Raw genomic sequence first — 25,397 nt, 5'->3', positions numbered from 1 at the left:
TTAAGGCCAACGCGCCAAGACGCCCACCAAAACGCCCCCCAGAGGGCGATCCAAAAAATCAAGCAAACCTGGTCAGATCATCCACCCCCGCCCTGCTAGTCCGAAACTGATTAACCGGATGCTCACCCTGAGCATACCCAAACGAGATCCCACAAACCATGTGCTGCGAATCAGGGATACCAAAATACTCCCTCACGAAATGCGCATGGCGCGCCAGCGCCCCTTGTGGCGTAGTAGCCACGCCGTGAGCATGAGCGGCCAGCAGAAACGAGGAGATGAACCCACCTGCATCCACAAGCGCATAAGGCCCCAGCTCCACCGGCACGGTAACAATAGCCACATGCGGCGCATCGAACATCCGAAAGTTCCGAAACGCCTGCTCCGTGGTGCGCTCGGCATCCTTCCTGCCAATCCCCAGAGCGGAATACAACGCAATACCCGCGCCACGCCGCCGCTCAGCATAAATCCCCTCATAGCTCGGCGGAAACGGCAAATCGGACTCATTCTCCTGGTAGCTCCGCGCCCGCTCCATCAACGCCTCACGAAACCGCTCGGTACTCTCCAGCGTTTCGGTAATCACCAGTTGCCACGGCTGCACGTTGCACCACGAGGCCGAACGGCCCGCCATGGCAACGATGCCGCGAATCAATCCGGCATCTACCGCCTTGTACTGGTAGGCGCGGCACGTAAAACGGCCGTTCGTCAAGCGATCGAGCGCGTCGAGATCGGATGTTTGCGATGTCATTTCAAAGGAATCCTCACCTGTTATTCATTCCTTGCCAAGCGCACGGTCGGGCACATGTGCCAACGGCATCATATGAAAGTGCCCTGGGCACGCCACGCCTCGATGCGCTCGTCAGGCAGCCAGCCCCGCAGCGCGGCAACGGCATTGTCCGTGCTCAGTGCAGCAGGCGGCTCGGGCCGCGCCGCAGGCGTGCGCGAAAAGCGCGGGCCGGGCGCCGGATGCGTCACGCCGTCGACTTCGATGAACGTGCCGCGCGCCGCGAGATGCGGATGGCCCGGCGCTTCGTCGAAGTCGAGCACGGGCGCGAGGCACACGTCCAGCTCGCCAAGCTGATTCGCCCACTCGTCCCGCGTGCGCTCCTTGAATCTGGCGGCCAGCACCTGCTTGGCCTCGGGCCACCGCACTCGGTCCATCTGCTCTTGCAGCAGCGGGTGGTCCTGCAACTCGAGCTTTTCGAGCAACAGCCGGTAGAACTTGCTTTCAATCGGGCCCACGCTAATGTACCTGCCATCGGCGCACTCGTACACCTCGTAGAAGGGCGCCCCCGTGTCCAGCAGGTTGGTGCCGCGTTCCTTGCTGAGCATGCCCGCCGCATGCAGGCCCAGGGTGACCGTCATGAGGGAAGCCACGCCGTCCACCATTGCGGCGTCCACCACCTGGCCCTTGCCCGAGCCGCGCGCCTCCAGAATGCCCGCGAGCAATCCGAAGGCCAGATACAGCGAGCCGCCCGCATAGTCGCCCAGCACGTTCAGTGGCGGTGTGGGCGCCTGTCCCGCGCGGCCCATCGCGTGCAGGGCGCCGGTGATGGCGATGTAGTTCAGATCGTGCCCGGCCACCTGGGCAAGCGGCCCGTCCTGCCCCCAGCCGGTCACGCGGCCATAGACGAGGCGCGGGTTGCGCGCGAGACACGCCTCGGGCCCGAGGCCCAGGCGCTCCATTACGCCGGGACGAAATCCTTCGATCAGCGCGTCGGCCCCGGCAATCAGCTCCATCGTCATCTCGACGGCAGCCGGATCTTTCAGGTCGACGCGGATGGACTTGCGGTTGCGCAGCCCAAGGTCGAACTGCACGGGGCGCGGCGCGCCGAGACCCGAGGGCGCCTTGCGGTCCACGCGAATCACGGTGGCGCCAAGGTCGGCCAGCAACATCGCGGCCAGCGGCCCTGGGCCAATGCCCGCAATCTCGACGACCTTGATGCCGGCAAGCGGTCCGCCTCGCGATACATGGGATGGCGTGGTGGACATCGTCAGATCACTCCCTCTTCGCGCAGTTGCTGCAAGCGCTCGTTCGGGAGCTTGAGCAGGCTGCGGTAGATCTCGTCGTTCGAAGCGCCCAGTTCCTGCGCGGGCTCATCGAACTGGACCGGCGTTCTGGAGAAGTGGATCGGCAATCCCATGCCCATCGCTTCAACGCCGTCCAATCCCGGATGCTCGAGCTTCACCACGGCGCCGCGCTCGTGCAGCACCGGATCCTTGAGCACGTCGAGCGGCGAGCGCACGGCTGCAGCCGGCACGCCGCGCTTTTCCTGCAGTTCGCGGATGACTTCTTCCGTGCTGCGCTGCCGCGTCCATTCCTCGATCATCGCGTTGAGCTCCGCTGCATGCTGCATGCGCGGACCGCGCGTGGCGTAGCGCGGGTCCTTCGCCAGTTCGGGCCTGCCCAGGGCTTCCATCAGGTTCTGGAACCAGTCGGGCTGGAACGCGACCATCGCCACGTAGCCGTCGCGCGTGCCGTACACGCCAAAGGGCACGAGGCGATCATGGAAGTTGCCCGAGCGCTTCGGATAGCCGTGCCCGACGAACACGTCGAAATGCTCTTCGGCCACCATCGAGGAAAGGCAGTCGAGCATGGAAACCTGCACGAGCTGCCCCTCGCCCGTCTTGCCGCGATGGATCAGCGCGGCAAGGATGCCATTGACGGCGTACAGCGGCGCGACCAGATCGGCAATGGGCAGTCCCCAGCGCGTGGGCTGGCCGTCGGCCACGCCGGTGACGTCCATGATGCCCGAGAGCGCCTGCACGATGATGTCCATGCCCTTGAGATTCGGGTACGGGCTAGGTTCGCCAAAGGCCTTGATCGAGGCATAGACGATCTTCGGGTTGGCCTGGCGCACGCTCTCGTAGTCCACGCCGAGGCGCGCCGTGACGCCCTCGCTGGCGTTTTCGATGACCACGTCGCATTCTCTCGCCAGCTCCATGAAGAGCGCCCGGCCCTGCTCCGACTTCAGATCGAGCGTGATGCTTTTCTTGTTGCGCGCGCGATTGAGGATCGTCAGCGATACCTCGTCCTCGCGCCGCACGCCGAAGTGGATGCCTTCCTTGCCCACATACGGCGGGTTGTTGCGCGCGATATCGCCGCCGCCAGGCGGTTCGACTCGAATGACTTCGGCGCCCAGACCGCCCAGCAACAGCGACCCATAGGGCCCGGCGAGCGCCACGGTCAAATCGAGCACGCGAATACCTTCCAACGGTCTTGTAGTGGACATGCTTGTCTCCTGTCGATCAGAGTTGGGGCTTTGGCTGTCGACCAGAGTTCGCGCTTTAGCGCGGTACTCCGGTTCCATGCAGAACGCCTGACTCTGATCCCATGCATTATGCGAATCCTGTATGCTGCCGGCCCGTCTCTTAGTATGACTTCGGCAGGCCAAGCTTGCGCTCAGCAATGTTCGACAGGATGAGCTGAGGGGTGACCGGCGCGATGTAGCCAATCCACGCCTCGCGCATAAACCGCTCCACGTGATACTCCTTCGCGTAGCCGAAGCCGCCGTGCGTGAGGATCGAGGTCTGGCACGCGTTCATGCAGGCCTCGGAGGCCAGCAGCTTCGCCGCGTTGGCCTCCGAGCCGCAGGCAAGCCCCCGGTCGTACAGATCCGCCGCCGCGAAGATCATATGATTGGCCGCTTCCAGCTCCGCCCAGTTGCGCGCGAGCGGATGCTGGACACCCTGATTCTGGCCAATCTGGCGACCGAACACGATGCGCTCCTTCGCATACTGCGTGGCCAGCTTGAGCACGGCGCGGCCGATGCCGACCTGCTCGACGGCAACCAGCACGCGCTCGGCGTTCATGCCGTGAAAAATATAGCTGAGCCCCTTGCCTTCCTCGCCGATCAGCGCGTCCTTCGACACCGGCAGGTTGTCGATGAAGAGCTCGTTGGTGTCGACGGCGGCGCGGCCCAGCTTGTCGATCTCGCGAATGTCGATATAGTCGCGGTCGAGCTTCGTGTAGAACAGGCTCAGTCCTTCGCTGTGCTTCTTGACCTCTTCGATCGGCGTGGTGCGCGCGAGGATCAGCATGTGGTCGGCAACCTGTGCCGTGGAAATAAAAACCTTCTTGCCCGAGATCACGTAGTTGCCATCGGGCTGCTTCTTCGCCACCACCTTGAGCTTGGTGGTATCGAGCCCCGTATCCGGCTCGGTGACCGCGAAGCACGCCTTGTGCTCGCCGCGCAAGAACGGCGGCAGCCATGCCTGCTTCTGCGCCTGCGAGCCGAAATGCACGACCGGCTGCAAGCCGAAGATGTTCATGTGGATGGTGGACGCCGCCGCCTGGCCGCCGCACTCCGCGACCGTGCGCATGAACAGCGCCGCCTCCGTCACGCCCAGATTCGCGCCGCCCACCTCCTCCGGCATGCAGATGCCGAGCCATCCGCCGCTCGCGACGGCTTCGAAGAACTCGTGCGGGAATTCGTGTTTCTTGTCCTTGTTGCGCCAGTATTCGAGCGGAAAGTCCGCGCAGATTTTTTCCGCTGCATCGACAATGGCCAGTTGATCGGCGCTCAGTTGGTAGTCCATGGCTTGTTCCTGTGAAATCAGGCCTTGTCGGCGGGACGCAGCATCATCAGGCCGGTGCGCACCGCCGTGCAGACGATCTCGTCGCGCTGGTTTTTGGCCACGTGCTTGAAGGTGACGATGCCCGAGTCGTTGCGGCTCTTCGAGAGGCGCGTGTCGACGATCTCGGTCTCGACACGGATCGTGTCGCCATGGAACGTGGGCTTCGGAAAGGCGATTTCGCCAAAGCCGAGGTTGCCCAGCGTGGTGCCGAGCGTCGTTTCGTACACCGTAATGCCGGCCACCAATGCGAGCAGGAACATGCTGTTCACGAGACGCTGGCCGTAGAAGGTGTTCTTGCTGTATTCGGCGTCGATATGCAGCGGCGCGCAGTTATAGGTCATCGCCGAGAACAGGACGTTGTCAGTCTCGGTTACGGTGCGGCGGATGGCGTGCTCGATCACCATGCCGGGCTTGAATTCTTCGAAGTAAAGGCCTGCCATTTTGTCTGTCTCCTGTGGATTCGCGGGTCAGCCGTTGAACGACTGCGCGAGTTCGATGATTTCGCGCGCCGTCTTGGCGTGCGCGATGTCGATGTGCTCGCCGTCGTAGATGCACGAGGCGCGGCCTTCGGCCTGGGCCTTGTCCAGCGCGTCGATCATCCCCTGGTAGAAAGCCACTTCGTCCTCGGTGGGGCTATAGGCCTTGTTGACGATCTCCACGTTGGAGGGATGCAGCACCAGCTCGCCGCTCATGCCCAGTTGACGGTCGTTGGCCGCCGAAACCTTGAGCCCTTCGAGGTCGTGCACCTGCTGCCAGACGCCGCCGATGGGCAGCTTGCCCGCGGCGCGCGCGGCCATGACGACGCGCGACTTCAGGTACTGGGTCTCGCGGCCGTTCAGCGACCAGACGGTCTTCAGCGCACGAGCCACGTCGGCATTCTTGGCCGTGGCGCCCACGATGGCGGGCACGCGCTCGTGCTGGGCGATTTCATAGGCCAGCTGCAGCGAGCGCGCGGTCTCCAGCAGCGGGATCACGCGGGTGTGCCCCACTTCCACACCGGCGCGGTACTCGGCCTCGGCCAGCATCGACGAAACGGTGTGAATGTCTTCGGGACCGCAGGGCTTCGAGATCACGATGCCCTCGACCACCGGGCTCACGATCGCCAGGATGTCGTCGAAGTCGTACAGGTGCGCGCTACGGTTGATACGCACCCAGATGCGCTGCTTTTGCTCCGCAAGCCAGGCCAGCTTCGACTTGACGATCTCGCGCGCCTCGACTTTCTGCGGCGGCGGCACGCTGTCCTCCAGATCCAGGATCAGCGCATCGGCCCCGGAAGTGATGGACTTCTCGATCCAGCCCGGCTTGTTGCCCGGAACAAAGAGGAAGGAGCGTATCGGTTTCATCTGCGTCGTCATGTCTATCTCGGCCTGTCGATGGGTTCAATTGCTTGCCGTCAGGTTTTACCTAACAACTGGTAGTTAGTTTCGACGCTGACGAACACGCTGTCATTGGGGGTTTACACCAACATCGAATCGGGCGCGAAAGTTGCGTTAGGCCCCGAAATGCGTGGGACAAGCCGTCCGGCTCATGGATAACACTCATGGAACATCGTCCTTCCACCTTCCACACTACCAAACGTTAGGTAGTTAAACATCACATGATATTTGAACGAAGATACTGGAGGAGCCATGAGCAACACCATGAACGACCTGCCGTCCAAACGGGCCGGCAGCAATGAACCCGCGCTATCGCAGCCGTCCCCGGCGCGGGTGGTCCATGACAGCAAGCAGGCCTGGTACATCCTGGCGGTGCTGACGCTCACCTATTCGCTGGCCTACATCGACCGGCAACTGCTCAACCTGCTGGTCGAGCCCATCAAGCAAACGCTCGCCATCTCCGACACGCGACTGAGTCTCGTCCAGGGCATCGCGTTCATTTCAGCGTACCTGGTCGCATCGCCGCTGTTCGGCCGGCTCGTCGACGTGACCAACCGGCGCAATCTTCTCGTGGTCTGCATTTGCCTGTGGTGCGGATTCACCGCGCTGTGCGGCAAGGCCAATACGTTCGAAGGGCTCTTCATCGCGCGTCTCGGCGTGGGCGCCAGCGAAGCGTGCGTCTTTCCCCTTGCGCTCTCAGTGATCGCCGACTGCTTTTCAGCGAGGCAAATGGCGCGCGCGATGAGTATCTTCATCCTCGGACCGATGCTCGGCGGCGGGCTCTCGCTCGTGGCCGGCGGGTTCGTGATCGAGTTCGCGCGCGCGCTTCATCAGCAGTTCCCGATCCTCGCGCCGTTCCAGACCTGGCAGCTCGCATTCGTGCTGATCGGTCTGCCCGGGATGCTCTTTGCGCTGCTGGTGATGGTCACCGTGCGCGAGCCCATGCGCAGCAGCGTGAACAGCGAGCGCACGGACGACCGGCAATTCACGACAGGCGATGCGGCTGCGTATCTTTGGCAGCGACGCGGCTTTTATGTGCGGATACTGCTAGGCGTAGGCATGCTGGCGATCGTCGTGCTCGGCATGCCCGCGTGGATGCCGACTTATCTGATTCGCACGCACGGGATGCCGGCAGCGCTCGTCGGATTCCGCTTTGGCGTGCTGGTGGTCGGCTTCGGCATTGCCGGCGCGCTCACCGGGCCCTGGCTCGCCCGTCTGCTCGAGAAACGCGGCTATCGAGACGCACCGCTGCGCATCGCCGCCATCGCCATGATTCCGATGCTGCTCTGCTGCGCGAGCATCCCCTTCGCACCGGGCGCGACGGGCGCGCTGGCCGCAGCGGCCGGCACCGTCTTTTTCTTCAGCCTGCCCACGGGCTGCATGAGCGCGGCACTGCAACTCGTCGCGCCGAGTCGCATGCGGGGCACCGTGGGCGCCATTTACTCCTTCGCCGCGCAACTGATCGGCTTCGGCGCAGGGCCGACGCTCATTGCGCTGATGACCGATCATGTGTTCGGCAATCCGAAGATGGTCGGGCATTCGATCGCTATCGTCTGCACGGTCGCGTCGGCGCTCGCGGCGTGGCTGCTCTTTACCGCGCTGCCTCACTACCGGCGCTTGCTGGCAGAGGCGGCGCAAGGCGATCCGGATCGGATGGTTGAATAACCGCTTGGGGGAGCGTGCGTGCTTGCCGGTCTGGATACGGTTGGCGCGCCGCTCTCGCGGCGCGCCCGAGGCCCCAAACGTCTATAGATCGAGTACCAGCCGCGCCGACTTCGAGCGCGAGCAGCACGGCAGGAACTGGTCATTTGCCGCCCGTTCATCGGGCGTGAGGTAGGCGTCGAAATGCTCGGGCTCGCCCGTCAGCACGCGCGTTAGGCACGTGCCGCATACGCCTTGTTCGCACGACGTCTCGATCCGGATGCCGGCCGCTGCCAGCGCCGCCACGACAGACTTGCCCTTGCCGACCACGACCACCTGCCCCGAGCTCGCGATCTCTACTTCGAAGCGCTCGTCGCCGGCCGTCTCGCGCGCCTCGGCCGCGAAGAACTCGTAGTGCAGTTGCGCGTCCGCCCAGCTGGCCTCGCGTGCGGTATTCAGCACGGCGTCCATGAATCCCTTCGGCCCGCACACGTAGAGATGCGTGCCCGGCTCCGGCCGTGCCAGCAGGGCCGCGAGGTGGAGTTTCTGGCTGTGTGCGCCGTCGTCGAAATGGCACTGCACGCGCGGCGCATACCGCGCAAGGGCGATGCGATCCACGAACGCGGTGCGTGCGCGCGAACGCGTGCAGTAGTGCATGTCGAACGACGCGCCGATGGCCGCCAGCCGTTCCGCCATGCAGAGGATCGGCGTCACGCCGATGCCGCCCGCCAGCAAAAGGTGATGCCGCGCATCATGCGCGAGCGCAAAATGATTCTTCGGATAGCTGATCGTCAGTTCGTCTCCAATCCGCACTCGATCGTGCATTCCGGCCGAACCGCCGCGCGACTTCGGATCGCGTAACACCGCAATCTGATAGCGATGACTTTCATCCGGCGCATTGCACAGCGAATACTGGCGCGTCAACCCGCCCGGCACCGCAACGTCGATATGCGAGCCCGCCGAGAAAGCCGGCAGCGGCCCGCCATCCGCCCGAACCAGTTCGAAACTGCAAATGTCCACGGCCTCGTCGTGCTTCGCCGCTACGCGGACCTTCAGCGCACCTTCCACACTCGTCATCGTTCCTCCCACATCGCGAGCGCAATGTGCTCCTGATTGCGCTCCCGATCGATCCGTCCCCCCACCCGATGCGCGGCGTCGCCAATCGGCCAGGCCGCGCGCCGGTGGCTTTAGCCCAATGCGTCCTTCACCGTCGTCGCCGCGCTCCACTTGACGACCTGCTCCAGCCCGTGACGGCACAGGATTTCGCTCTCGTTGAACTGAACGAACGATTTCGCGCCCGATTCCATCCCGCGCTGCATGCTTTCGATGTTGCCGAGATCCTCGAGCATCGTGTCGGTGATGTGCGACGTGAAGTGCTCACGCTGCAGGCGCTCGCGCACCGTCTCCGCCTTCTTGTAGTAGAAGCGCGCCTCCCAGATCGTGGAGCTCGCCGATGTCGGCCAGAACTCGTGGGTCCAGAACTGGTTCGCCGAGATCTGCATATGCCAGTTCGGGAAGAACCAGTTGACGTCGCTGGCCCAGAGTTCGCTTTTTTTCGGGTTGATCGCCTCGTGCTCGATGAGCGGATTGGTCTGGCCTTCTTTGCGCGTGCCGGTGACCGAGTGATCGGCGGTGAACAGCCACTGGGCAAATTTCGCGTTGGCGAACGGCGCGGCCGCCGGATTGAGCCACGTCGACATCGTGCGATGCGCGCCGTGGACGTTCGCGCTGATCGGCCGGCTGAACGGATTGAGCGGGCCGGCGTAGATCGGCCCCAGCGTCTTCGGATGGATCGAGGAGATGTGATACGCCTCGCTGAAATTTTCGGCGACGACTTTCCAGTTCGCCCTGAACTCGCCACGCAGCACGAGCGCATGCTCGGGGCTCGGATACTCGATGCCCGCCAGCGCATCGCCGATCGGCCCGAGAAACGCCTTCAGGCTGACTTCCGGCTCCGGCGCCATATTGATGAAGATCCAGCCTTCCCAGATATCGAGTGAGACCGGCGTCAGTCCGCACTTCTTCTTGTTCAGATGGAAGAATCCGGGTTCGTCAGGCACGTGCGCGAGCTCACCGGCATTGTTGTAGCCCCAGCTGTGGTAGCGGCAGACGAAGCGCCTGGCGTTACCGCGCGAACGGTGCTCGACGATGTTCGCGCGGTGCGCACAGACGTTGTGGAAGGCGCGGATCTTGCCGTCCTCCGAATGCGCAATGATGACGGATGCCTTCAATACCGCGATATCTTTGACGAAGAAGTCGCCGCGATTCGGAATCTGTTCGACGCGGCCAACCTTCAACCAGGCGCGGCGGAAGACGCGCTCGCGCTCGATTTCATATTGTGCGGGATCGGTATAGAGCGAAACGGGCATGGCTTCGGTGTTCAGGCCCGCGGATTCGGTCAGGCTCAGCTGGATTTCGGACGGATGATTCATGTGAACTCCGGCACATCGTGAATGGGAAACGGAAGCGTTCGTGGCCTGCGGCTCAGCCGTGCGGCTGGAAGCCAGCTTCGATCTTCAGCGCGTGCTGCGGCGGCGCATGACGAATCGTCGGCGCCTGGTGCATTTCCACGGCAATCGATGTGTGGCACATCGCGAGCAGCAACTTGAACAGGTTCTGCGCCGGCTCCGGCATGTCGTCGAGCGGGAACTGCTCCAGATAAACCGTCGCCTCTTCGGCGCGCGGCAACATTGCTTCGTAGAACTGGACGATCTCCGGATAGGGCGTGCCGGCGCGGCGAATCCACCGCTCATGGGACGTTGCCGTGCTCCAGTGATCGAGAAAGGGTTCGAGTGCTTCGAAGCCTGCGGGCAGGCGGCCTGAACCGGTTGAAACGTCGTGGATCATCGTGCTCCTCCAGATGAAGAATCTGGGCGGCCGGCGCACGCGCGACGCGACGATAAACCGTCTCGGTCTCGCCCGCGTGCTTCCGGCCACCGCTTAATCGACGCATTGCGTGCGTCCCGTCTTGCTGTTGCGTCTCCTTGCTCACACTGCTCGTCACCAACGCGAACGCTCGCCGTTGCGATTGCACGGCCGCTTATCTAACGAACGGTAGATTGGTTTACAAGGTGCATTATCTCCATCCGGTCTAACCCGAATGGAGGTCAACCTGTCACGCCAGCGGCAAAACGGGGCGGGGTTCGGAGGAAGCGGAATTGAACGCGAGAAGCGTTCGACGTGAGAGAACGCGGCGCCCGCGACGGGTCACCGTTGCACGAAGATGAACAAGGTGGGATGGCGCGCGTCGCCCGAGAATCCGGGCGACGCGCAATGCGGCCGGGTCAGGACGACGCGGCCAGTTCCTTCTTGCGGCCGCTGCGCCGCGGCTTGGTTGCCGGCGCAGCGCCTTCGAAGAACATTGTGATGAACTGGTCCGCGATCTTCTCGAGCGAGCCCTTCTTCGGATCGAACCAGGTCTGGACCGAATTGATGAAGCCGAGCACGAAGACGCGGCTCAGCGCGATATCGATGTCCTCGCGTAGATACCCTTCCTTGCGCAGGTCGTCGAAGACGGTCGTCCACAGCCGTTGATGCCGCTCGCGGCGCTTGACCTGGCGCTCGCGCACCTTGTCGGGCAACTGCGTCAGAAGGCGGCTGTGAGCAAGCGCGTAGTCGCCGAACTTGATCAGCGCGCTCATCTGTCCGACCAAGGCGGCCCGGAAGCGGTCCTCGGCATTCGCGTTGGGCGGCAGCGCGTCGAAATGCTCGTTGATGTGCTGCACGATGCTGTCCGCGCCGTGCTCCATCACCACGTCAACCAGCTCTTCCTTCGAAGCAAAGTGATAGTAGATGCTCGCGGCCTCGATGCCGGCCTGCTCCGCGATCAAGCGCATCGTCGTGGCCGTATACCCCTGCGTTGCAAACGAGCGCGCGGCAAGCCGCAGCAGAGTCTCTCGGGTATCCGCGCTGGGATTTACATTTCGCTTTCGCACGTCTCTCTATCAGCTTTGCGCTGTCCTGTTCTTCGTCGCCGCGTGGGTGTGCGTTGCACAATTCGATGTCCAATTGCAAGGTTACCGTATTTTTTCGACCCGGAACAGCCGCCCTGTCACTGTACGGAACGGCTTGCCGGCGGGCGTTGACACTGCGCCCATGTTCGCTGCGTACGCGCGGCAATCGTCGTCAGGCCGCCCGCGCTCTTGGGCGAAGCGCTCAGATGGGCGGCGACTCAGGCGTGGTTGAGAAATGGTGCTGACGGATCTTCCATTCGCCCTGCTGCAGCGCGACGACGAGTGTCGTGCGCAGACGCGAACGGGACGGCCGGCCGCCACTCAAGACGAACGAGAATTCGCCATACCCTTGTGCGAGAAAGCAGTCGTCCGCGAGATGGGTGAAGTACTGCTCCACCAGCTCCAGCGTGGCCGATTCGATCACGCCTTCGTACGACGCAAAATAATCGCGAATCGCGCCCGCGCCAACCGAGTGCCCTGGCCGTCCGCCGAAAAACAGCGCGTCGTCTGTGTACACTGCGGTCAATCTGTCCGCATCCCAGCGGTGTGCGGCCGCGTTCCATGCGGCCTGGACCCGTGCGAGTGCAGCACCGGCTGCATCGGTGGTTCGGTTCATCAGATCTCTCCTCATCATCGGTCAGGACAAGACCGCCGGTATCGCCCACGGCGGTTGGACACACATCTCGCCCCATCCTAACAGCCGTTAGCCCTCGATACAAATACGCCCCGTGAAGCGCGACATCCGAAATCTCACTGCGTATAGGGACTAATACGCATGGCGATCCGCCGTGCTTTTCCTAAAACTAACATTCGTTAGTTCAAAATACCCTCTCAGGACCCCGCCATGTCCGCCACAATCGTCGAACAGCTTGCCCAGTTCACCGCCGATACCCAGGTCGATCGACTGCCTCCCGCCGTCGTCGAAGAATGCAAACGGATTCTGCTCGATTCGATCGGCTGCGCCGTGGCCGCCACCGGCGAGCCCAAGGGACGCATCGGCATCGACTATGCGCGTGCGATGGGCGGCAACGGCGACGCGACCATCATGGGCACGGGCGAGAAAGCCTCGATTTTCGGCACGGCGTTCGCTAACGGGGAGTTGATCAACGCGCTCGACATGGACGCAGTCGTGCCACCCGGCCACGTCGCGCCCTACGTGCTGCCCGGAGCACTGGCCGTCGCGGAAGCGCGCGGCGCGCCTGGCACGGCGCTCATCGAAGCGATCGCGCTCTCGCACGAAATGTCGTATCGCCTGGGCAAGGCCATGGACTATCTGCGCGACACGCGGGACGGCAAGGTCTCGCCGCCGCCCGTCTACGGCTACAGCAGCACCGTGTTCGGCGCGACGGCCGCCATCGTCAAGCTCAAGGCGCTGCCGTCCGCCGTGCTCGGCAACGCGCTTGGCATTGCCGGCAGCATCTCGCCCGTGAATTCTCAGGTGGCGTGGTTCCAGCATGCGCCCAGTTCGACGATCAAGTACCTGCTGGCCGGCGCGCTCACCCAGGCAGCCATGACGGCCGCCCATATGGCCGAATTCGGCCATCGCGGCGACGTGCAGATTCTCGACGACCGCGAGTATGGGTTCCCGCGCTTCATCGGCACGCGCCGCTGGGAGCCCGAACGCATCACGGCGGGTCTCGGCAGCGACTGGCTCTTTCCCACCGAGCAGGCCTACAAGCCCTATCCGCACTGCCGCATCCTTCATGCGCTGCTCGACAGCCTCACGGAGATCGTCGAAGCACACGATATCGCGCCCGCGGAGATCGACGGCATCAAGGCCTGGGTCGAGGGCTTCGTGGAACAGCCCGTCTGGCTCAACCGCGAAATCGCGCACGTTCACGACGCGCAGTTCAGCATTGCGCACGGGCTCGCACTCGGCGCGCACCGCGTGCCGCCCGGCAAGGGGTGGCAGGACCCCGACCTCGTCTTCGGCGAGTCGGTGATGAACCTGATGGGCAAGGTCACGCACGAGGTGCATCCGAATTATGTCGAACTGCTGAGTGGTCATGCCGCCAGCCGCCCCGCGAAGATCGAGGTCCAGGCGCGCGGCAAGACTTTCGTTGGCGAGCGTCGCTACCCGAAGGGCAGTCCGTCGCCGGAGGCGTCGAGCTTCATGACCAACGACGAACTCGCCGCCAAATTCCGCCGCAACACCGAAGACGTGCTGTCCGCTGCGCGCATCGACGACGTAATCGACACGGTCTTCCATCTGGATGACCTCGGCAATGTCGCGGCGCTCATGCGCATGCTCGGCCCGGATGCCGGCCGTGCTCGCGCGCATGAACGCAAGGCCGCGCATGGCTGACGCGGCATCTTGAAGTGAACCGGCAGTCCCACCCCTATCAAGGAGACACACGGCGTGAACGCAGAATTCAGCAAAACCCATCCGCGCAACTGGATGGTCCATTCTCCGATTAACGGTCTCACCGCGCTCGTCGTGGGCGCCGGCAGCGGCATGGGCGAGGCGAGCGCGAAGGCGTTCGCCGCGAACGGCGGCTCCGTTGTCGTCGCGGATCTGCGGGCCGGCGAGGCCGAACGCGTGGCAGCCGAAATCGCGCGCCAGGGCGGTCAAGCGATTGCAATCGGCCTCGACGTTTCGAAGCAGGCGGACATCGACGCCGCGATCGATAAGACGATCCAGCAATTCGGCAAGCTCGACGTCGTGATCAATACCGCCGCGCTCGTCCGGTCGGCGATGCTGGAGAACGTTTCGCTGGAGGAATGGCGCGCCGGCTTCCAGGTCAACGTGGACGGCGCGCTCATGGTCGCGCGCAGCGCGCTGCCGTGGCTAAAGCAGAGCCCGCATGCGGCTATCGTGAACACCGCCTCGCTGGCTGGCGTGCACGGCTATTCGCAGGGCGGCGCCTATGGGCCGAGCAAGGCGGCGCTCATCACGCTGAGTCGCCAGATGGCGCACGAGTGGGCGCAATATGGCGTGCGCGTGAACGTCGTGTTGCCCGGCGTCATCGACACGCCGATGGCGCGCGGGTCGGTGCCGCGCGAGATCCTCGACCAGCTCGCCACGATGCTGCCGATGAGCCGCGTGGGCGAGCCCGAGGAAGTGGCGGACCTCATCGTGTACCTCGCGTCGCCGGCGGCCGGCTATATCACTGCCCAGGCCATTGCGTGTGACGGTGGCATGTCGCACATGATGTTCGCGAAACCGATGGGCAAGTAAGGCGGCAAGCCGCACATTCGCGCGTCGCTGTCGGCCCACCCGTTCGGAGTACGGAACGCGTGGGCGTTCGCCATTGACACAAAGACGCGCGCATGCCCAGTTAGCAGTTCGAACTTCCAGCCTGTTTTCCAGTGTTCCAAAGCACGGAACCTTAACCGTGCCGTGCTTGCGTACGCGAAGCCCAGCGCAGTACAACGGCTGGACAAACACCAAACACTGGAGACACGTCAATGGAATCCCTTCCCTTGCCCGCCATGCGCGCGCCGCTCGCCGCCGTGCTGCTTGCGCTAGCGGGCGGTTTGGCCTCGCTCGGCGCAATGGCCGCGCCGCCCGCGAAGATCGTCGCATCGCTCGACCTGAGCGGCCCGGCCTCCTCGCTCGGCCAGCAATCGCTCGCGGGCATCCAGTTCGCGCTCGACAGCCTGAACCAGCATGGCGGCCTGCTCGGCCAGCCGGTGACGTTCGACCAGCAGGACAACGGCACGAATCCGCAACGCGCCATTACGCAGGCCAGCGAACTCGTGCAGTCGGGCGCTTCGCTGCTGCTCTCGCCGATCTCGTCGGGCAGCACGCTCGCCGTCAGCAAGATGGTCTCCGCCCGATTCAAGGTGCCGATGTGCGTCGCCGTTTCGGCGGCCGAAGAAATCACGATGAAGGACTACCAGCCCTACGTGTTCTCGATGGCGCCCACCACCTATATGCTGATGCGCGCCGTCACCACACGCCTCGCGAAAGCGCCGTACAAGCGCTATGCCTTGCTGGTGCCCGACTATGCGGGCGGACGCTCCGCGGCCGAGCGCTTCAAGACGTTCATGAAGGAGCTGAATCCGCAGGCCCAGATCGTGGTCGAGGAGTATCCGAAACTCGGCGCAATCGACTACACGGCCAGCATCAACAAGATCCTCGCGGCCAAGCCCGACTACGTATGGGCGCAAATCTTCGGAGCCGATCTGGTCACGTTCTCGAAACAGGCCAATGCGGTGGGCTTTTTCAGGCAGATCGACAACCACTTCATGACGGTGCTCGACACGACCACGCTAAAGAATCTCGGCAACGACGCGCCCATCGGCACCGAAGGCTACCAGTACGCGCCGTTCAACGAGATCGAGAAGACGCCGCAGGGCAAAGCGTTCGTTACCCAGTTCAAGGCGCGCACGGGGAGTTATCCGTCCGACTGGGCAAGCGTCGCCTACGACTGCGTGACGACCTGGGCCCAGGCGGTGGCCGCCGCCCGCTCGACGAGCCCCGACGCCGTGATGCATGCGCTCGAAACGAACAGCTTCGACACGCTGCGCGGCAAGCTGCGCTTCGGCCAGGACGACCACGAGGCCCAGGTGCCGGTGTACATCGGCAAGATCGCGAAGAGCGCACAGTACGGGCAGCCCGTGCTGGATGTCGACGCCGTGGTGCCCGCCAGCGTGACGCAGCCGTCGAAGGCCATCGTCGACGCCGCGCGCCAGTAACAGGACAACGCGCTCCATGGAAATCTACGACTACATCGTGGTGGGCGCCGGCTCGTCGGGCTGCGTCGTCGCGAGCCGCCTCTCGGAGAATCCGGCCGTGCGGGTCCTGCTCGTCGAGGCCGGCTCGGACATGAACAACTTCTGGGTCCGCACGCCCGCCGGCGCGGGCAAGCTGTTCATGGACAAGCGGTTCAACTGGGCATTCAACACCGAACCTGTGCCGACGCTCGGCGGCCGCAAGGTGTATTGGCCGCGCGGCAAAGGTCTCGGTGGCAGCAGCGCGATCAACGGCATGCAAATGATGCGCAGCATCGCGCAAGCCGATCCGCTGGCCTCGCGCATCGTCTCCGAACTCGCGCCGGGCGCCCCCGTCGCGAGCGACGAGCAGTGGCTCGAGCACCTCAAGACCAACGGCAACAGCGGCTGGCATCAGGTCGGCACCTGCCGCATGGGCCGCGACGCGCAGTCCGTCGTGGACCCGCAACTGCGCGTACGCGGCGCGCGGCGATTGCGCGTCGTCGACGCCTCGATCATGCCGCGCATCGTGGCGGGCAACACCAACGCGGCCTGCATCATGATCGGCGAGAAAGGCGCCGACATGATCCGCGCCGATGCGCTTGCCGCCCGCAGCATTGCCCACTGACTCGCCCACCGATTCCCGACACCCGAGCCCCAGCAACATGACCACCACCGAACGAACGATCACGCTAACGCACCCCGACTGCTTCTACATCGACGGGCAATGGATGCCTGCCTCGTCCGCTGACGCTTTCGACGTGCTCGACTGCAGCACGGAGCAGGTCGCGGCGCGCGTCGCCCGCGCGGACGCCGCCGCTGCCGCGCGTGCCGTCGACGCCGCGCGCCGGGCCTTCGACCACGGTCCCTGGCCCCGGATGACGCCAGCCGAGCGCGCCGTCTACCTGGAAAAGATCGCGCAACGCCTCGAAGCCGAAAACGACGATTTCGCACGCGGCTGGAGCATCGAATCGGGCATCCTCCACCGTATCGCGAAGCCGCGCATCGGCCAGTTTCTCGGCTCGGCGTTTCGCCAGTACGCGGACATGGCGTCGACCTACCCGTTCGTCGAAGCGCGCCGCTCGGCGTCGGGGCATCAAGCTTATGGTGTCAAGGAGCCGGTGGGGGTCGTGCTCGCGATCGTCCCGTGGAACGGCCCCGCCGCGCTGACCGCCTACAAGGTCGCGCCGGCCCTGCTGGCCGGTTGCACGGTCGTCATCAAGCCGTCGCCGGAGGCGCCCACCTCCGCGTATCTGTTCGCGCAGATCTGCGATGAAGTGGGCTTGCCGCCCGGCGTCGTCAACGTCGTGACCGCCGAGCGCGACGTCTCGGAGCAGCTGGTCCGCCATCCGGACGTCGACAAGATCACCTTCACGGGTTCGACGGCGGCGGGCCGCAGCATCAGCGCGGCGGCATCCGCACGGATTGCGCGGCTCACGCTGGAACTGGGCGGCAAATCACCGGCTCTCGTGCTGGACGACTACGACATCGAAGCCGCGGCGCAGCAGCTCGGCGGCGCGTACTTCGGCTATCTCACGGGGCAGGTGTGCCACAGCCTCACGCGCATCATCGTCCCGCGCGCGAAGCACGACGCCATGGTGGAAGCGTTGAGCGACATCGCGCGCAAGATGGTGGCGGGCGATCCCTTTGACGACTCCACCACGATCGGGCCGCTCGCCACGGCGCGGCAACGCGAGACCGTCGAACGCCATGTGGCGCGAGGCATCGCCGAAGGCGCGACACTGGCCGCCGGCGGCGCGCGCCCTCGCCACCTCGAGCGCGGGTTCTTTTTCGAGCCCACCGTATTCGGCAACGTGGACAACCGGTCTTCCCTCGCGCAGGAGGAGATCTTCGGGCCGGTGCTGTCCGTCATTGCCGCGGATAGCGAAGCGCATGCCATCGACCTCGCCAACGACACGATCTTCGGCCTGAACGCCGTGGTCTTCACGCACGACGCGCAGCACGCGCTCGGGGTCGCGCGGCGGCTCCGGGCGGGCACCGTCGGGCACAACGCTTCGCGCACCGACTTCTCGATCGGCTTTGGCGGGTTCAAGCAATCGGGCATCGGGCGTGAAGGCGGGACCGAAGGGCTGGACGCGTTTCTGGAGTCGAAGACGGTGGTGCTCGATCAGCGGCTCGATTGAAGGGCCGAAGGGCCGCCCCGCGCGATGCGATCAGGAGCCGGCCGGCCGGTGGAATGCCGGCCAGCGCTGCAGAACGAGTTCGCGCGAGGCCGCACTGGCGGAAGCCGTGACAGGGTCTGTGGGTCAACTCAAGGCGCCGCTTCGTCGCGCGGCCGGTCCAGCAATTGCCGGATCAGCGCGGACGCAATGGGATTGACCTCGCGCCCGCGCGCGGTCGCGATATGAATGTGCCGCACCGCCCATGGCTCGGCGAGTTCCACCACGGTCACGCGGCCAAAAAGTTCGTGGCTCACGAGACATTCGGGCTGTATGGTCACGCCCAGCCCCGCCTCGACGAGGCTCACCGCCACGCCCGCGCTGCTCACGGTGTAAGGCGGCTCGAATTCGGCGCCAAGACGCCGCGCCGCGACCCGCAGCGCGCTCTGCATCGCATTGACGGCGATGATGTTCTCCGGCAGCAGATCGGCGAACGAGACGCTCGTGCGCGTGCTCAGCGGGTGCCCTTGCGGCACCACGGCGATCAGGCGGTCGGTCCGGTACGGCGTCACGTCCACCCCGCCAAGATCGAATTCGTGCGAGGCCGCGAACACGCCGATGTCGGCCTCGCCGCGCGACACGGCTTGCACGATGTCGGTGTTCTCCAGTTCGTGGACCACGAGATCGACCAGCGGATAGTCGCGCTTGAAGTCGCCAAGCGCACGCGCGATGAACGGCACGATGATCGTGCGCGCCGACGCGATGGCCAGCTCGCCGCGCATGCCTTCGGTAAATGACGCGACCTCCGCGCGCATGTCGTCGAGATTCTCGAAGATCCGCCGGATGTAGCGCACGAGCACGGCGCCCGCCGGGCTCGGCACGACGCCTTTCGGGCCGCGCTCGAGCAGCTTGATGCCGGCGATGTCTTCGAGGTCCTGAATGCGCTTGGTCGCCGTGGACGCCGCGATGTTCTCGCGAATGGCGGCCAGACCGATCTGCTGCTCCTCCACCGCCGAAACGAATAGCTTCAGCGTGAACAGATCGACCTGCCGTATCAGATGCAGCCGGTTGAAGGTGCCCATGTCTCCTCTCTTGCCCGCCCTTCTTGCCCCTCTTCGCGACGTCGCACGGGCCGGTCGGGTTCATCGTACACCCTCCGCCCCTGCGCGGCGCCCAGGGTCGAGCCGGTCGTTCTACTGTGGCAACTTCAGCAGGTGTTCGAGCTGATCGTTGTCCGCGCCGATCTCGCGCGCGGCATGCAGCGGCGGCGGGCGCTTGCCGTCGAACGACAGCGGCAGGCCAACGAGACCGATCTCGTCGTCGGGCGGCGTTTCGATGATGCCGAGCGCACGCGTCTGCTCGTGCCCGACCACCTCGGCCGTGGTCTGGATCGGCGCGACGGGTATGCCGGCCGCTTGCAGCCGCGCCTGCCAGGCCGCGCGTGTGTCGGTCGAAAGACGTTCGCCAATCAGGCGGTCGATCTCCGCGCGGTTCTTCAACCGTCCGGCATTCGTGGCGAAGCGGTCGTCGCTGGCCCATTCGGGATGGTCGAGCGCCGCGCAGAGCTTCGCGAACAGCGCGTCGTTGGCCGCGCTCACGATCAGGTGGCCGTCGGCCGCGCCATAGGCCCGATGCGGGACGATGAACGCCACGCCCGACCCATGCCGGCCGCCCTCTTCGCCGTCCGCGCTGTAGTTCGCGATGCCCACTGACATCCACGCAATCGCCGTCTCCAGCAGCGAGCTGTGCACGGTCGCGCCGCAATGCTTGATCTGCCGACGATAAAGCGCGGACAGAATGCCGATCACGGCCCACATGCCGGTGCCGAAATCGACGATCGACACGCCCGCGCGCACCGGCGACTGCCCCTCCTCGCCGGTGATGCTCATGATCCCCGAGAACGCCTGCATGAGCGGATCGTAGCCCGGCAGCGTATTCATCGGCCCCGCATGACCGAACGCGCCCACCTCGCAGTAGACGAGCTCGGGCTTGGTGACGCGCAGGCTGTCCGCGTCGAGCCCGTACGCGACGCTGGAGCCGGGCCGCAGATTGTGGATGAACACGTCCGCATGCTCGGCGATCAGCCGGTGCAGCGTCGCGAGCTGTTCACGGTCCTTGATGTCGAGGCAGATCGTGCGCTTGCCGCGATTGAGCGCGTGATACGCGGCCCCGCTGCCCTTCCATTTGCTCGGCCCCCAGCCGCGCGCCGAATCGCCCGCCGGCCGCTCGATCTTCCAGACTTCGGCGCCCAGCGCCGCGAGGATACGCCCGCTGAACGGCGCCGACGCGCTATCGCTCAGCTCCACCACCACGACGCCCGCCAATGGCAAATCACGCAACATGGTTGTTCTCCCTTGCATTGGGTCTGGTCTCACGCTTCATCCGTGCCGGGCGTCCATGCGCCGCCCGAGTGGATCATCGCGTCAATTTCGTCACGGCCGAAGCCGTACTCCGCCAGCAATGGCGCCGTCTGTTCGCCCAGGCGCGGCGCCGGATAGCGCAGTTCCGGCGGGCTCTCGCTCCATTGCTGAGGAATCCCTAGCGTACGGATCGTGCCCTCGGACGGATGCGCCTGTTCCGCGAAGAATCCCACGGCTTTCATGTGCGGGTCGTCGAGCAGCGTTTCCGGCGTATTCATTTCGATGACGGGAATGTCCGCCTCGCTCAGCAGCGCGACCCATTGCGCCGAGGTCTTCGTTTCGAAGACTTGCGCGAGAAACGCGTACAGATACGCAATATGCTCGGTGCGCGCGCCTATCGTGGCGAAACGCGGGTCGTCGGCCATCTCCGGATGCCCCGAGAGCACGAAGAAACGCCGCCAGTGATGATCGGCATACACGTTCACGCCGATATAGCCGTCACGCGTGCGATAGGGCCGGCGGTCCGGATTCATCATGCGCGCGTAGCCCCAGTCGCCGATGGGCGGCACGAACGTATGGCCGTACAGGTGATCGCCGAGCACGAAATGCGCGAACGTCTCCAGCATCGGCACGAGCACCTGCTGGCCCACGCCGCTTTTCTCGCGCCGGTACAGCGCCATCGCGACCGCGTTGCTGGTGGCCATGCCGACGACGCGATCGGCGACCGCCGTCGCGACATACTCGGGCGGCCCCGACTTCCGGCTCTGCAGCACCGGCATGCCGACTGCAGCCTGAATCAGATCGTCGTAGGCGGGACGCGCGGCATAGGGGCCGTTCTGGCCGAAGCCGAACGCACCGCAGTAGATGATGCGCGGATTGAGCCGGCGCACGTCTTCATACGCGATGCCGAGCTTCGCCATCGTGTGCGGGCGCATGCTGTACAGCAGGACATCGGCGTTTGCCGCCATGCGCCTGAGCGCGCCAATGCCGTCCGGATGCTTGAGGTCGAGCACGAGGCTGCGCTTGTTGCGATTCAGATGCAGGAAGATCGGCCCCATGCCGGGATGGCGCGAAGGGCCGATGTTGCGCGTCGTGTCGCCCTCGCGCGATTCGATCTTGCAGACGTCCGCGCCCATGTCGGCCAGCAGCAACGAGGCGTACGGCCCCATGAAGTTGGACGTCAAGTCGAGAATGCGCACGCCTTCAAGCGGTCCGGCCATGATGCCTCCCGCCGGGTCGTGCCCCTGAAATGTGTCTCACGGTGTCTCCTCCGTTTTGCCGCTATGCCGGCACGAACAGCGGCAGCGTCTGCTCGCCGCGCTGCTCGAAGCGCACTGCCACGCGCTGGCCGATCGCGATGGCATCCGGATCGGCGTCGATCTGCGAAAACAGGAAGTAGCCTTCGTCCATCTGGATGAAGCCGACCGTGTACGGCACGATGCCGGCCCATACCGGCGTCGGGCCGCGCATGATGGTGCTGTACGACCAGACCGTGCCGCGCCCGCCCGACTGCCGCCAGTCGAGCGAGCGCGAGGTGCAGTGCGTGCAGAACGAATGGGCGGGCCACACGGCCTGTGCGCAGTCGTTGCAGTGCTGGTAGGTGAGCCGCTCTTGCGCCAACGCGGTCCAGTAGGGCTCGGCGTCCGGCAGGCGATACGGCTGCGGCCAGCTATTGAGCGTATGAGTGTCTGTCATGGAATGCTCTCAATCGGATATCACGTGGCGGACGACAGCAGCAGCACCGCGCCGGCCGCCAGCATCCCGCCCGCGCCCTGCACGAGCACGGTCTGCGGGCGACGCGCGGGGGCGAGACCCAGCGGCTCGCCGCGCAACTGGCGCACCGCTTCCACGATGCTGTCCATGTTGCACGAGATGCCTGGCTGTCCGAACGACAGCCAGCCGCCGTTGGTATCGGTGGGCAGGTCGCCGTCCACGCCCGTGCGGCCTTCGCGATAGAGGTCGATGCCATGGCCCTTCTTCGCGAAGCCCAGATCCTCCATCACGATCGGGCCCATGTGCGCGAAGTTCACCGAGATCTGTGCCATGTCGATATCGGCAGGACCGAGGCCCGACATCGCATAGGCCTGGCGTGCCGCCTCCGCTGTCGCCGTCGTGGTCAGGTTGGGGAATGCGCCAAGGCTTTCGAACCGGCACTGCCGCATGTTCATGCGGTCGGTCAGGTATTCGTGCGTGGTGGCCGATCCGTAGCCCATCAGGTACACCGGATTGCGGGCGGCGCGCGCGTTCTCCGGCGACGTGACCACGAGCGCCCCGCCCGTGCCGCCGCCCCACGTCGAGCACATCCATCGGCGCAGCGGCGTTGCCACATACGGCGAGGCCAGCACCTTGGCGCGGTCGATCTCGCCGAACTTCGCTTTCGCCGCGTGCGGATGATGCCGGCCCCAGCGCTGGTTCGCGACGGCGACATCGGCCAGATCCGCCTCGGTGATGCCGAATTCGTGGAAGTAGCGATGCGCGGCCTGCGCGTAAAGCGCCGGAATCGTCGGGCCGTAGGGGATCTCGAACTGCGGGTCGGCGTCGGCCTCCGCGCCCATTGCGACCGCGTCGACGAACAGCTCCGTCGCGTCGCTCTGCAGGCACAGCACGTACTCGGCCCGGCCCGCCGCGATCATCTGCGCCGCGATCGCCAGCGTCGAGGTCAGCCCGGCGCCATGCATCGTCAGCTCGCTCGTGATCGTCACCGGCATCTGCATGTGCGAGATGAAGATGTTGCTCCACTGCGAACGCTTGTCGGCCCATGGCGAGCGGCCCGTGAACACCGCGTCGACCTGGTCCTTGCGGATGCCCGCGTCGGCGAGCGCGTTCAGCGTCGCTTCCGCGGCCAGCTGCAGCGGGTCCTTCCTGTTCGCGAGCGACGCATACGCATCGCCCATGCCGACGATCGCCGCTACCGGTTGGGGACTCATGCTCGCGCTCCTCAGACCTTGAAGTCGGGCTGGGCTTCGGCGACCAGCGCATCGAGGTCCGTGCGCCGGCGCAGCATCAAGAGGCTCCACTCGCTGCGCTGCACGACTTCGCCGCGCTGGTTGTACGCCTGGATCAGCATCGTGCCCACGCCGAACTTCTCGTCCTTGTCCTTCTTCGCGATCACCTCGGCGCTCGCGTAGACCGTATCGCCGATCTTCACCGGGTTCAGGAAGCGCATCTTGTCCACGCCGTAATTCGCCTGAATCGCGGGGCCGAACTGCAGCAGCCCGGAGATCAGCGAGAACGTCAGCATGCCCTGGACGATGCGCTCGCCCCAGCGGGTCTTCTCCGCGTATTCCTTGTTCGAATGGATTTCGATCCAGTTGCCGGTGAACATGCAGAACATCACGACGTCGCTTTCGGTCACCGTGCGGCCGGGCGAGCGGAACTTCTGCCCGACTTCCAGTTCGTCCAGCGGGATGTTGATGCTGTTGTTAACTACGCTCATTACGCTCATTGCCGGGTCTCCTGAGAATTGTGTGGGCGAGATGGCCATACCGGCCCATCCCGCGTTTGCGTCCGCTTGCTTCGCTGCGGGACCGTGCGTCCTTACTGACGCATCGATTTCGCGATGATCGTGCGCTGGATCTGCGAGGTGCCACCGCCGATGGTCGACTGGATGCTCTCGCGCAAATAGCGCTCCATGTCCGCTTCGGGCAGGTTCGCGTAGCCGCCCAGCACCTGCATGCCCGCGAGCGCGCACTCCTTCAGCGTTTCGGAGCCGTACAGCTTCGCCATCGACACTTCGCGGCTGCACGGCACATGGTTCGCGGCCATCTGCGCGGCGCGGTAGCAGAGCAGGCGCGCGGCATCGACTTTGGTCTGGCAGTCGGCCAGCATGTGGCGAACCACCTGGAAGTCGTAGAGCTGGTGGTCGAACTGGATGCGCTCGTGCGCGTAGCGCGTGGCCGTCGCGACGGCCTGCTGCGCATTGCCCGTATATGCGGCCGCCACGGCGCAGCGTTCGAGCTCGAGGTGCTCGGTGATGATCTTCCAGCCCTGGCCTTCCTCGCCCAGCAGCGCGTCGCCCGGCACGCGCACTTCGTCGAGGAAGATTTCGGTCGTGCCCGTGGCGTGCCGCGAAAGCGTGGGCAGGCGATTGATGACCATGCCGGGCGTGTTGTTCGGGATCAGCAGGACCGAGAGGCCCTTGTGCTTGTCGTCCGTGCTCGTGCGTACGAGCATCGCGATCACGGTGTCGTTGGCCGCCGCGCCGCTGCACCAGAGCTTCTGGCCGCTCACGATCCAGTCGCCGTTGCTGTCACGGCGCGCGCGCGTCTTCGTATTCGCGGCGTCCGATCCCGCATCGGGCTCCGAGATCGACACCGAGAAGCGGATCTTGCCGTCGATGAACGGCTGGACGTATTTCGCCTTTTGCTCGGGCGTGCCGAACTTGATGATGTTCATGGCCGTGAAGGTCGGCACGAGCACCGAGCACGCGAAGTCGAAACCGAACTTGCCGAGCCCTTCGGCCATCAGCGAATAGTCGAAAATGTCGCCGCCCGATCCGCCTTCTTCCTCCGGGATCAGGATGCCCAGCCATCCCTGCTTTGCGATCTTCTCGTAAGCCTCGTACGGATAGTCACGATTCATGTCGCACTTGCGCACGTACTCGACGGTGATCTCGTTGTCCATGAACCGGTTGACGGTGTCGAGCCACATCGTCTGCGATTCGTCCAGAAAGTTCGCTTGCATTTGTCTTCGCTCCAGTTGATGTGTCTGCCTCGT

The 25,397-nt window shown here is 64.8% G+C and carries 24 protein-coding genes; 6 read left to right on the top strand and 18 right to left on the bottom strand.

Annotated features, from left to right (window positions below):
• Positions 1 to 58: 58 nt before the first annotated feature.
• The 6 genes from BO1_RS34425 to BO1_RS34400 form a co-directional block, all read right to left on the bottom strand.
• Entirely contained in the window at positions 59 to 745 is a 687-nt protein-coding gene (locus BO1_RS34425; RefSeq protein ID WP_028221453.1) for a nitroreductase, read from the bottom strand.
• A 68-nt stretch (positions 746 to 813) separates the two neighbouring features.
• Complete coding sequence (locus BO1_RS34420; RefSeq protein ID WP_028221452.1) at positions 814 to 1,989, bottom strand: CaiB/BaiF CoA transferase family protein; 1,176 nt, start codon at positions 1,987 to 1,989, stop codon at positions 814 to 816.
• Positions 1,990 to 1,991: 2 nt separating this feature from the next.
• On the bottom strand, positions 1,992 to 3,230 hold the full coding sequence (locus BO1_RS34415; RefSeq protein ID WP_028221451.1) for a CaiB/BaiF CoA transferase family protein: 1,239 nt from the start codon (positions 3,228 to 3,230) through the stop codon (positions 1,992 to 1,994).
• Positions 3,231 to 3,369: 139 nt separating this feature from the next.
• On the bottom strand, positions 3,370 to 4,536 hold the full coding sequence (locus BO1_RS34410) for an acyl-CoA dehydrogenase family protein (RefSeq protein ID WP_028221450.1): 1,167 nt from the start codon (positions 4,534 to 4,536) through the stop codon (positions 3,370 to 3,372).
• A gap of 17 nt (positions 4,537 to 4,553) precedes the next feature.
• Positions 4,554 to 5,015, bottom strand: coding sequence for a MaoC family dehydratase (locus BO1_RS34405; protein ID WP_028221449.1), 462 nt, complete (start codon positions 5,013 to 5,015; stop codon positions 4,554 to 4,556).
• A gap of 27 nt (positions 5,016 to 5,042) precedes the next feature.
• Positions 5,043 to 5,930 carry an HpcH/HpaI aldolase/citrate lyase family protein gene (locus BO1_RS34400; protein WP_028221448.1) on the bottom strand — a complete coding sequence of 296 codons (888 nt, stop codon included), beginning with the start codon at positions 5,928 to 5,930 and terminating at the stop codon, positions 5,043 to 5,045.
• Between the two features lie 273 nt (positions 5,931 to 6,203).
• On the opposite strand from BO1_RS34400, the gene BO1_RS53920 reads away from it, so the two are divergent.
• Complete coding sequence (locus tag BO1_RS53920; RefSeq protein ID WP_052409709.1) at positions 6,204 to 7,616, top strand: spinster family MFS transporter; 1,413 nt, start codon at positions 6,204 to 6,206, stop codon at positions 7,614 to 7,616.
• An 81-nt stretch (positions 7,617 to 7,697) separates the two neighbouring features.
• Here the strand turns inward: BO1_RS53920 and BO1_RS34390 are convergent, their stop codons facing one another.
• From BO1_RS34390 to BO1_RS34365, 5 genes are all read right to left on the bottom strand, one after another.
• The gene (locus BO1_RS34390) at positions 7,698 to 8,669 is read right to left on the bottom strand and encodes a PDR/VanB family oxidoreductase (RefSeq protein ID WP_028221447.1); all 972 of its coding nucleotides are present in this window, start codon (positions 8,667 to 8,669) and stop codon (positions 7,698 to 7,700) included.
• A 110-nt stretch (positions 8,670 to 8,779) separates the two neighbouring features.
• Positions 8,780 to 10,024, bottom strand: coding sequence for an aromatic ring-hydroxylating oxygenase subunit alpha (locus tag BO1_RS34385; protein WP_043287762.1), 1,245 nt, complete (start codon positions 10,022 to 10,024; stop codon positions 8,780 to 8,782).
• Positions 10,025 to 10,076: 52 nt separating this feature from the next.
• Positions 10,077 to 10,439, bottom strand: a complete 363-nt coding sequence (locus BO1_RS34380) for a hypothetical protein (RefSeq protein ID WP_028221445.1) — start codon at positions 10,437 to 10,439, stop codon at positions 10,077 to 10,079.
• A 437-nt stretch (positions 10,440 to 10,876) separates the two neighbouring features.
• Positions 10,877 to 11,482, bottom strand: coding sequence for a TetR/AcrR family transcriptional regulator (locus BO1_RS53915; RefSeq protein WP_156992550.1), 606 nt, complete (start codon positions 11,480 to 11,482; stop codon positions 10,877 to 10,879).
• Positions 11,483 to 11,747: 265 nt separating this feature from the next.
• Positions 11,748 to 12,161, bottom strand: a complete 414-nt coding sequence (locus BO1_RS34365; protein WP_028221444.1) for a YybH family protein — start codon at positions 12,159 to 12,161, stop codon at positions 11,748 to 11,750.
• Between the two features lie 228 nt (positions 12,162 to 12,389).
• Between BO1_RS34365 and BO1_RS34360 the strand changes: the two genes are divergently transcribed.
• The 5 genes from BO1_RS34360 (at position 12,390) to BO1_RS34340 (ending at position 18,345) form a co-directional block, all read left to right on the top strand.
• A complete protein-coding gene (locus tag BO1_RS34360; protein WP_028221443.1) occupies positions 12,390 to 13,850 on the top strand; it encodes an MmgE/PrpD family protein in 1,461 nt (486 codons plus the stop codon).
• Positions 13,851 to 13,904: 54 nt separating this feature from the next.
• Positions 13,905 to 14,723 (top strand): SDR family NAD(P)-dependent oxidoreductase, encoded by an 819-nt coding sequence (locus BO1_RS53910; protein WP_052409708.1) that lies wholly within the window; start codon positions 13,905 to 13,907, stop codon positions 14,721 to 14,723.
• Positions 14,724 to 14,953: 230 nt separating this feature from the next.
• Positions 14,954 to 16,186 (top strand): ABC transporter substrate-binding protein, encoded by a 1,233-nt coding sequence (locus tag BO1_RS34350; RefSeq protein ID WP_028221442.1) that lies wholly within the window; start codon positions 14,954 to 14,956, stop codon positions 16,184 to 16,186.
• Between the two features lie 16 nt (positions 16,187 to 16,202).
• Entirely contained in the window at positions 16,203 to 16,829 is a 627-nt protein-coding gene (locus BO1_RS34345; protein WP_028221441.1) for a GMC oxidoreductase, read from the top strand.
• Between the two features lie 37 nt (positions 16,830 to 16,866).
• Positions 16,867 to 18,345, top strand: a complete 1,479-nt coding sequence (locus BO1_RS34340) for an aldehyde dehydrogenase (protein WP_028221440.1) — start codon at positions 16,867 to 16,869, stop codon at positions 18,343 to 18,345.
• A gap of 128 nt (positions 18,346 to 18,473) precedes the next feature.
• Here BO1_RS34340 and BO1_RS34335 read toward each other — a convergent pair whose 3' ends face one another.
• From BO1_RS34335 to BO1_RS34305, 7 genes are all read right to left on the bottom strand, one after another.
• Entirely contained in the window at positions 18,474 to 19,403 is a 930-nt protein-coding gene (locus tag BO1_RS34335) for a LysR family transcriptional regulator (RefSeq protein ID WP_028221439.1), read from the bottom strand.
• 111 nt (positions 19,404 to 19,514) lie between these two features.
• Positions 19,515 to 20,663 carry a CaiB/BaiF CoA transferase family protein gene (locus BO1_RS34330; protein ID WP_028221438.1) on the bottom strand — a complete coding sequence of 383 codons (1,149 nt, stop codon included), beginning with the start codon at positions 20,661 to 20,663 and terminating at the stop codon, positions 19,515 to 19,517.
• Positions 20,664 to 20,692: 29 nt separating this feature from the next.
• The gene (locus tag BO1_RS34325) at positions 20,693 to 21,901 is read right to left on the bottom strand and encodes a CaiB/BaiF CoA transferase family protein (protein WP_028221437.1); all 1,209 of its coding nucleotides are present in this window, start codon (positions 21,899 to 21,901) and stop codon (positions 20,693 to 20,695) included.
• A gap of 61 nt (positions 21,902 to 21,962) precedes the next feature.
• The gene (locus BO1_RS34320) at positions 21,963 to 22,376 is read right to left on the bottom strand and encodes a Zn-ribbon domain-containing OB-fold protein (RefSeq protein ID WP_028221436.1); all 414 of its coding nucleotides are present in this window, start codon (positions 22,374 to 22,376) and stop codon (positions 21,963 to 21,965) included.
• A 20-nt stretch (positions 22,377 to 22,396) separates the two neighbouring features.
• Positions 22,397 to 23,608, bottom strand: coding sequence for a thiolase family protein (locus tag BO1_RS34315; RefSeq protein WP_028221435.1), 1,212 nt, complete (start codon positions 23,606 to 23,608; stop codon positions 22,397 to 22,399).
• A gap of 11 nt (positions 23,609 to 23,619) precedes the next feature.
• Positions 23,620 to 24,117, bottom strand: a complete 498-nt coding sequence (locus BO1_RS34310) for a MaoC family dehydratase (protein ID WP_028221434.1) — start codon at positions 24,115 to 24,117, stop codon at positions 23,620 to 23,622.
• Between the two features lie 101 nt (positions 24,118 to 24,218).
• Complete coding sequence (locus BO1_RS34305; RefSeq protein WP_028221433.1) at positions 24,219 to 25,364, bottom strand: acyl-CoA dehydrogenase family protein; 1,146 nt, start codon at positions 25,362 to 25,364, stop codon at positions 24,219 to 24,221.
• Between the last annotated feature and the right edge of the window lie 33 nt (positions 25,365 to 25,397).

The sequence above is a fragment of the Paraburkholderia oxyphila NBRC 105797 genome (genome assembly GCF_000685075.1).
Taxonomy (GTDB): Bacteria; Pseudomonadota; Gammaproteobacteria; order Burkholderiales; family Burkholderiaceae; genus Paraburkholderia; species Paraburkholderia oxyphila.
The sequence above is the reverse complement of the archived record's forward strand: the minus strand, read 5'-3'. Positions and strand labels throughout refer to the sequence as shown.

Bases quoted from the DNA above. Each gene is read 5' to 3' on its own strand.
- BO1_RS34325 (WP_028221437.1), bottom strand. From the start codon at position 21,901: ATGGCCGGACCGCTTGAAGGCGTGCGCATTCTCGACTTGACGTCCAAC.
- BO1_RS53920 (WP_052409709.1), top strand. From the start codon at position 6,204: ATGAGCAACACCATGAACGACCTGCCGTCCAAACGGGCCGGCAGCAAT.
- BO1_RS34400 (WP_028221448.1), bottom strand. From the start codon at position 5,930: ATGACGACGCAGATGAAACCGATACGCTCCTTCCTCTTTGTTCCGGGC.
- BO1_RS34350 (WP_028221442.1), top strand. From the start codon at position 14,954: ATGGAATCCCTTCCCTTGCCCGCCATGCGCGCGCCGCTCGCCGCCGTG.
- BO1_RS34385 (WP_043287762.1), bottom strand. From the start codon at position 10,024: ATGAATCATCCGTCCGAAATCCAGCTGAGCCTGACCGAATCCGCGGGC.
- BO1_RS34380 (WP_028221445.1), bottom strand. From the start codon at position 10,439: ATGATCCACGACGTTTCAACCGGTTCAGGCCGCCTGCCCGCAGGCTTC.
- BO1_RS34405 (WP_028221449.1), bottom strand. From the start codon at position 5,015: ATGGCAGGCCTTTACTTCGAAGAATTCAAGCCCGGCATGGTGATCGAG.
- BO1_RS34340 (WP_028221440.1), top strand. From the start codon at position 16,867: ATGACCACCACCGAACGAACGATCACGCTAACGCACCCCGACTGCTTC.
- BO1_RS34425 (WP_028221453.1), bottom strand. From the start codon at position 745: ATGACATCGCAAACATCCGATCTCGACGCGCTCGATCGCTTGACGAAC.
- BO1_RS34305 (WP_028221433.1), bottom strand. From the start codon at position 25,364: ATGCAAGCGAACTTTCTGGACGAATCGCAGACGATGTGGCTCGACACC.
- BO1_RS34315 (WP_028221435.1), bottom strand. From the start codon at position 23,608: ATGAGTCCCCAACCGGTAGCGGCGATCGTCGGCATGGGCGATGCGTAT.
- BO1_RS34415 (WP_028221451.1), bottom strand. From the start codon at position 3,230: ATGTCCACTACAAGACCGTTGGAAGGTATTCGCGTGCTCGATTTGACC.
- BO1_RS34410 (WP_028221450.1), bottom strand. From the start codon at position 4,536: ATGGACTACCAACTGAGCGCCGATCAACTGGCCATTGTCGATGCAGCG.
- BO1_RS34310 (WP_028221434.1), bottom strand. From the start codon at position 24,117: ATGAGCGTAGTTAACAACAGCATCAACATCCCGCTGGACGAACTGGAA.
- BO1_RS34365 (WP_028221444.1), bottom strand. From the start codon at position 12,161: ATGAACCGAACCACCGATGCAGCCGGTGCTGCACTCGCACGGGTCCAG.
- BO1_RS34360 (WP_028221443.1), top strand. From the start codon at position 12,390: ATGTCCGCCACAATCGTCGAACAGCTTGCCCAGTTCACCGCCGATACC.
- BO1_RS34330 (WP_028221438.1), bottom strand. From the start codon at position 20,663: ATGTTGCGTGATTTGCCATTGGCGGGCGTCGTGGTGGTGGAGCTGAGC.
- BO1_RS34345 (WP_028221441.1), top strand. From the start codon at position 16,203: ATGGAAATCTACGACTACATCGTGGTGGGCGCCGGCTCGTCGGGCTGC.
- BO1_RS34390 (WP_028221447.1), bottom strand. From the start codon at position 8,669: ATGACGAGTGTGGAAGGTGCGCTGAAGGTCCGCGTAGCGGCGAAGCAC.
- BO1_RS34335 (WP_028221439.1), bottom strand. From the start codon at position 19,403: ATGGGCACCTTCAACCGGCTGCATCTGATACGGCAGGTCGATCTGTTC.
- BO1_RS34420 (WP_028221452.1), bottom strand. From the start codon at position 1,989: ATGTCCACCACGCCATCCCATGTATCGCGAGGCGGACCGCTTGCCGGC.
- BO1_RS34320 (WP_028221436.1), bottom strand. From the start codon at position 22,376: ATGACAGACACTCATACGCTCAATAGCTGGCCGCAGCCGTATCGCCTG.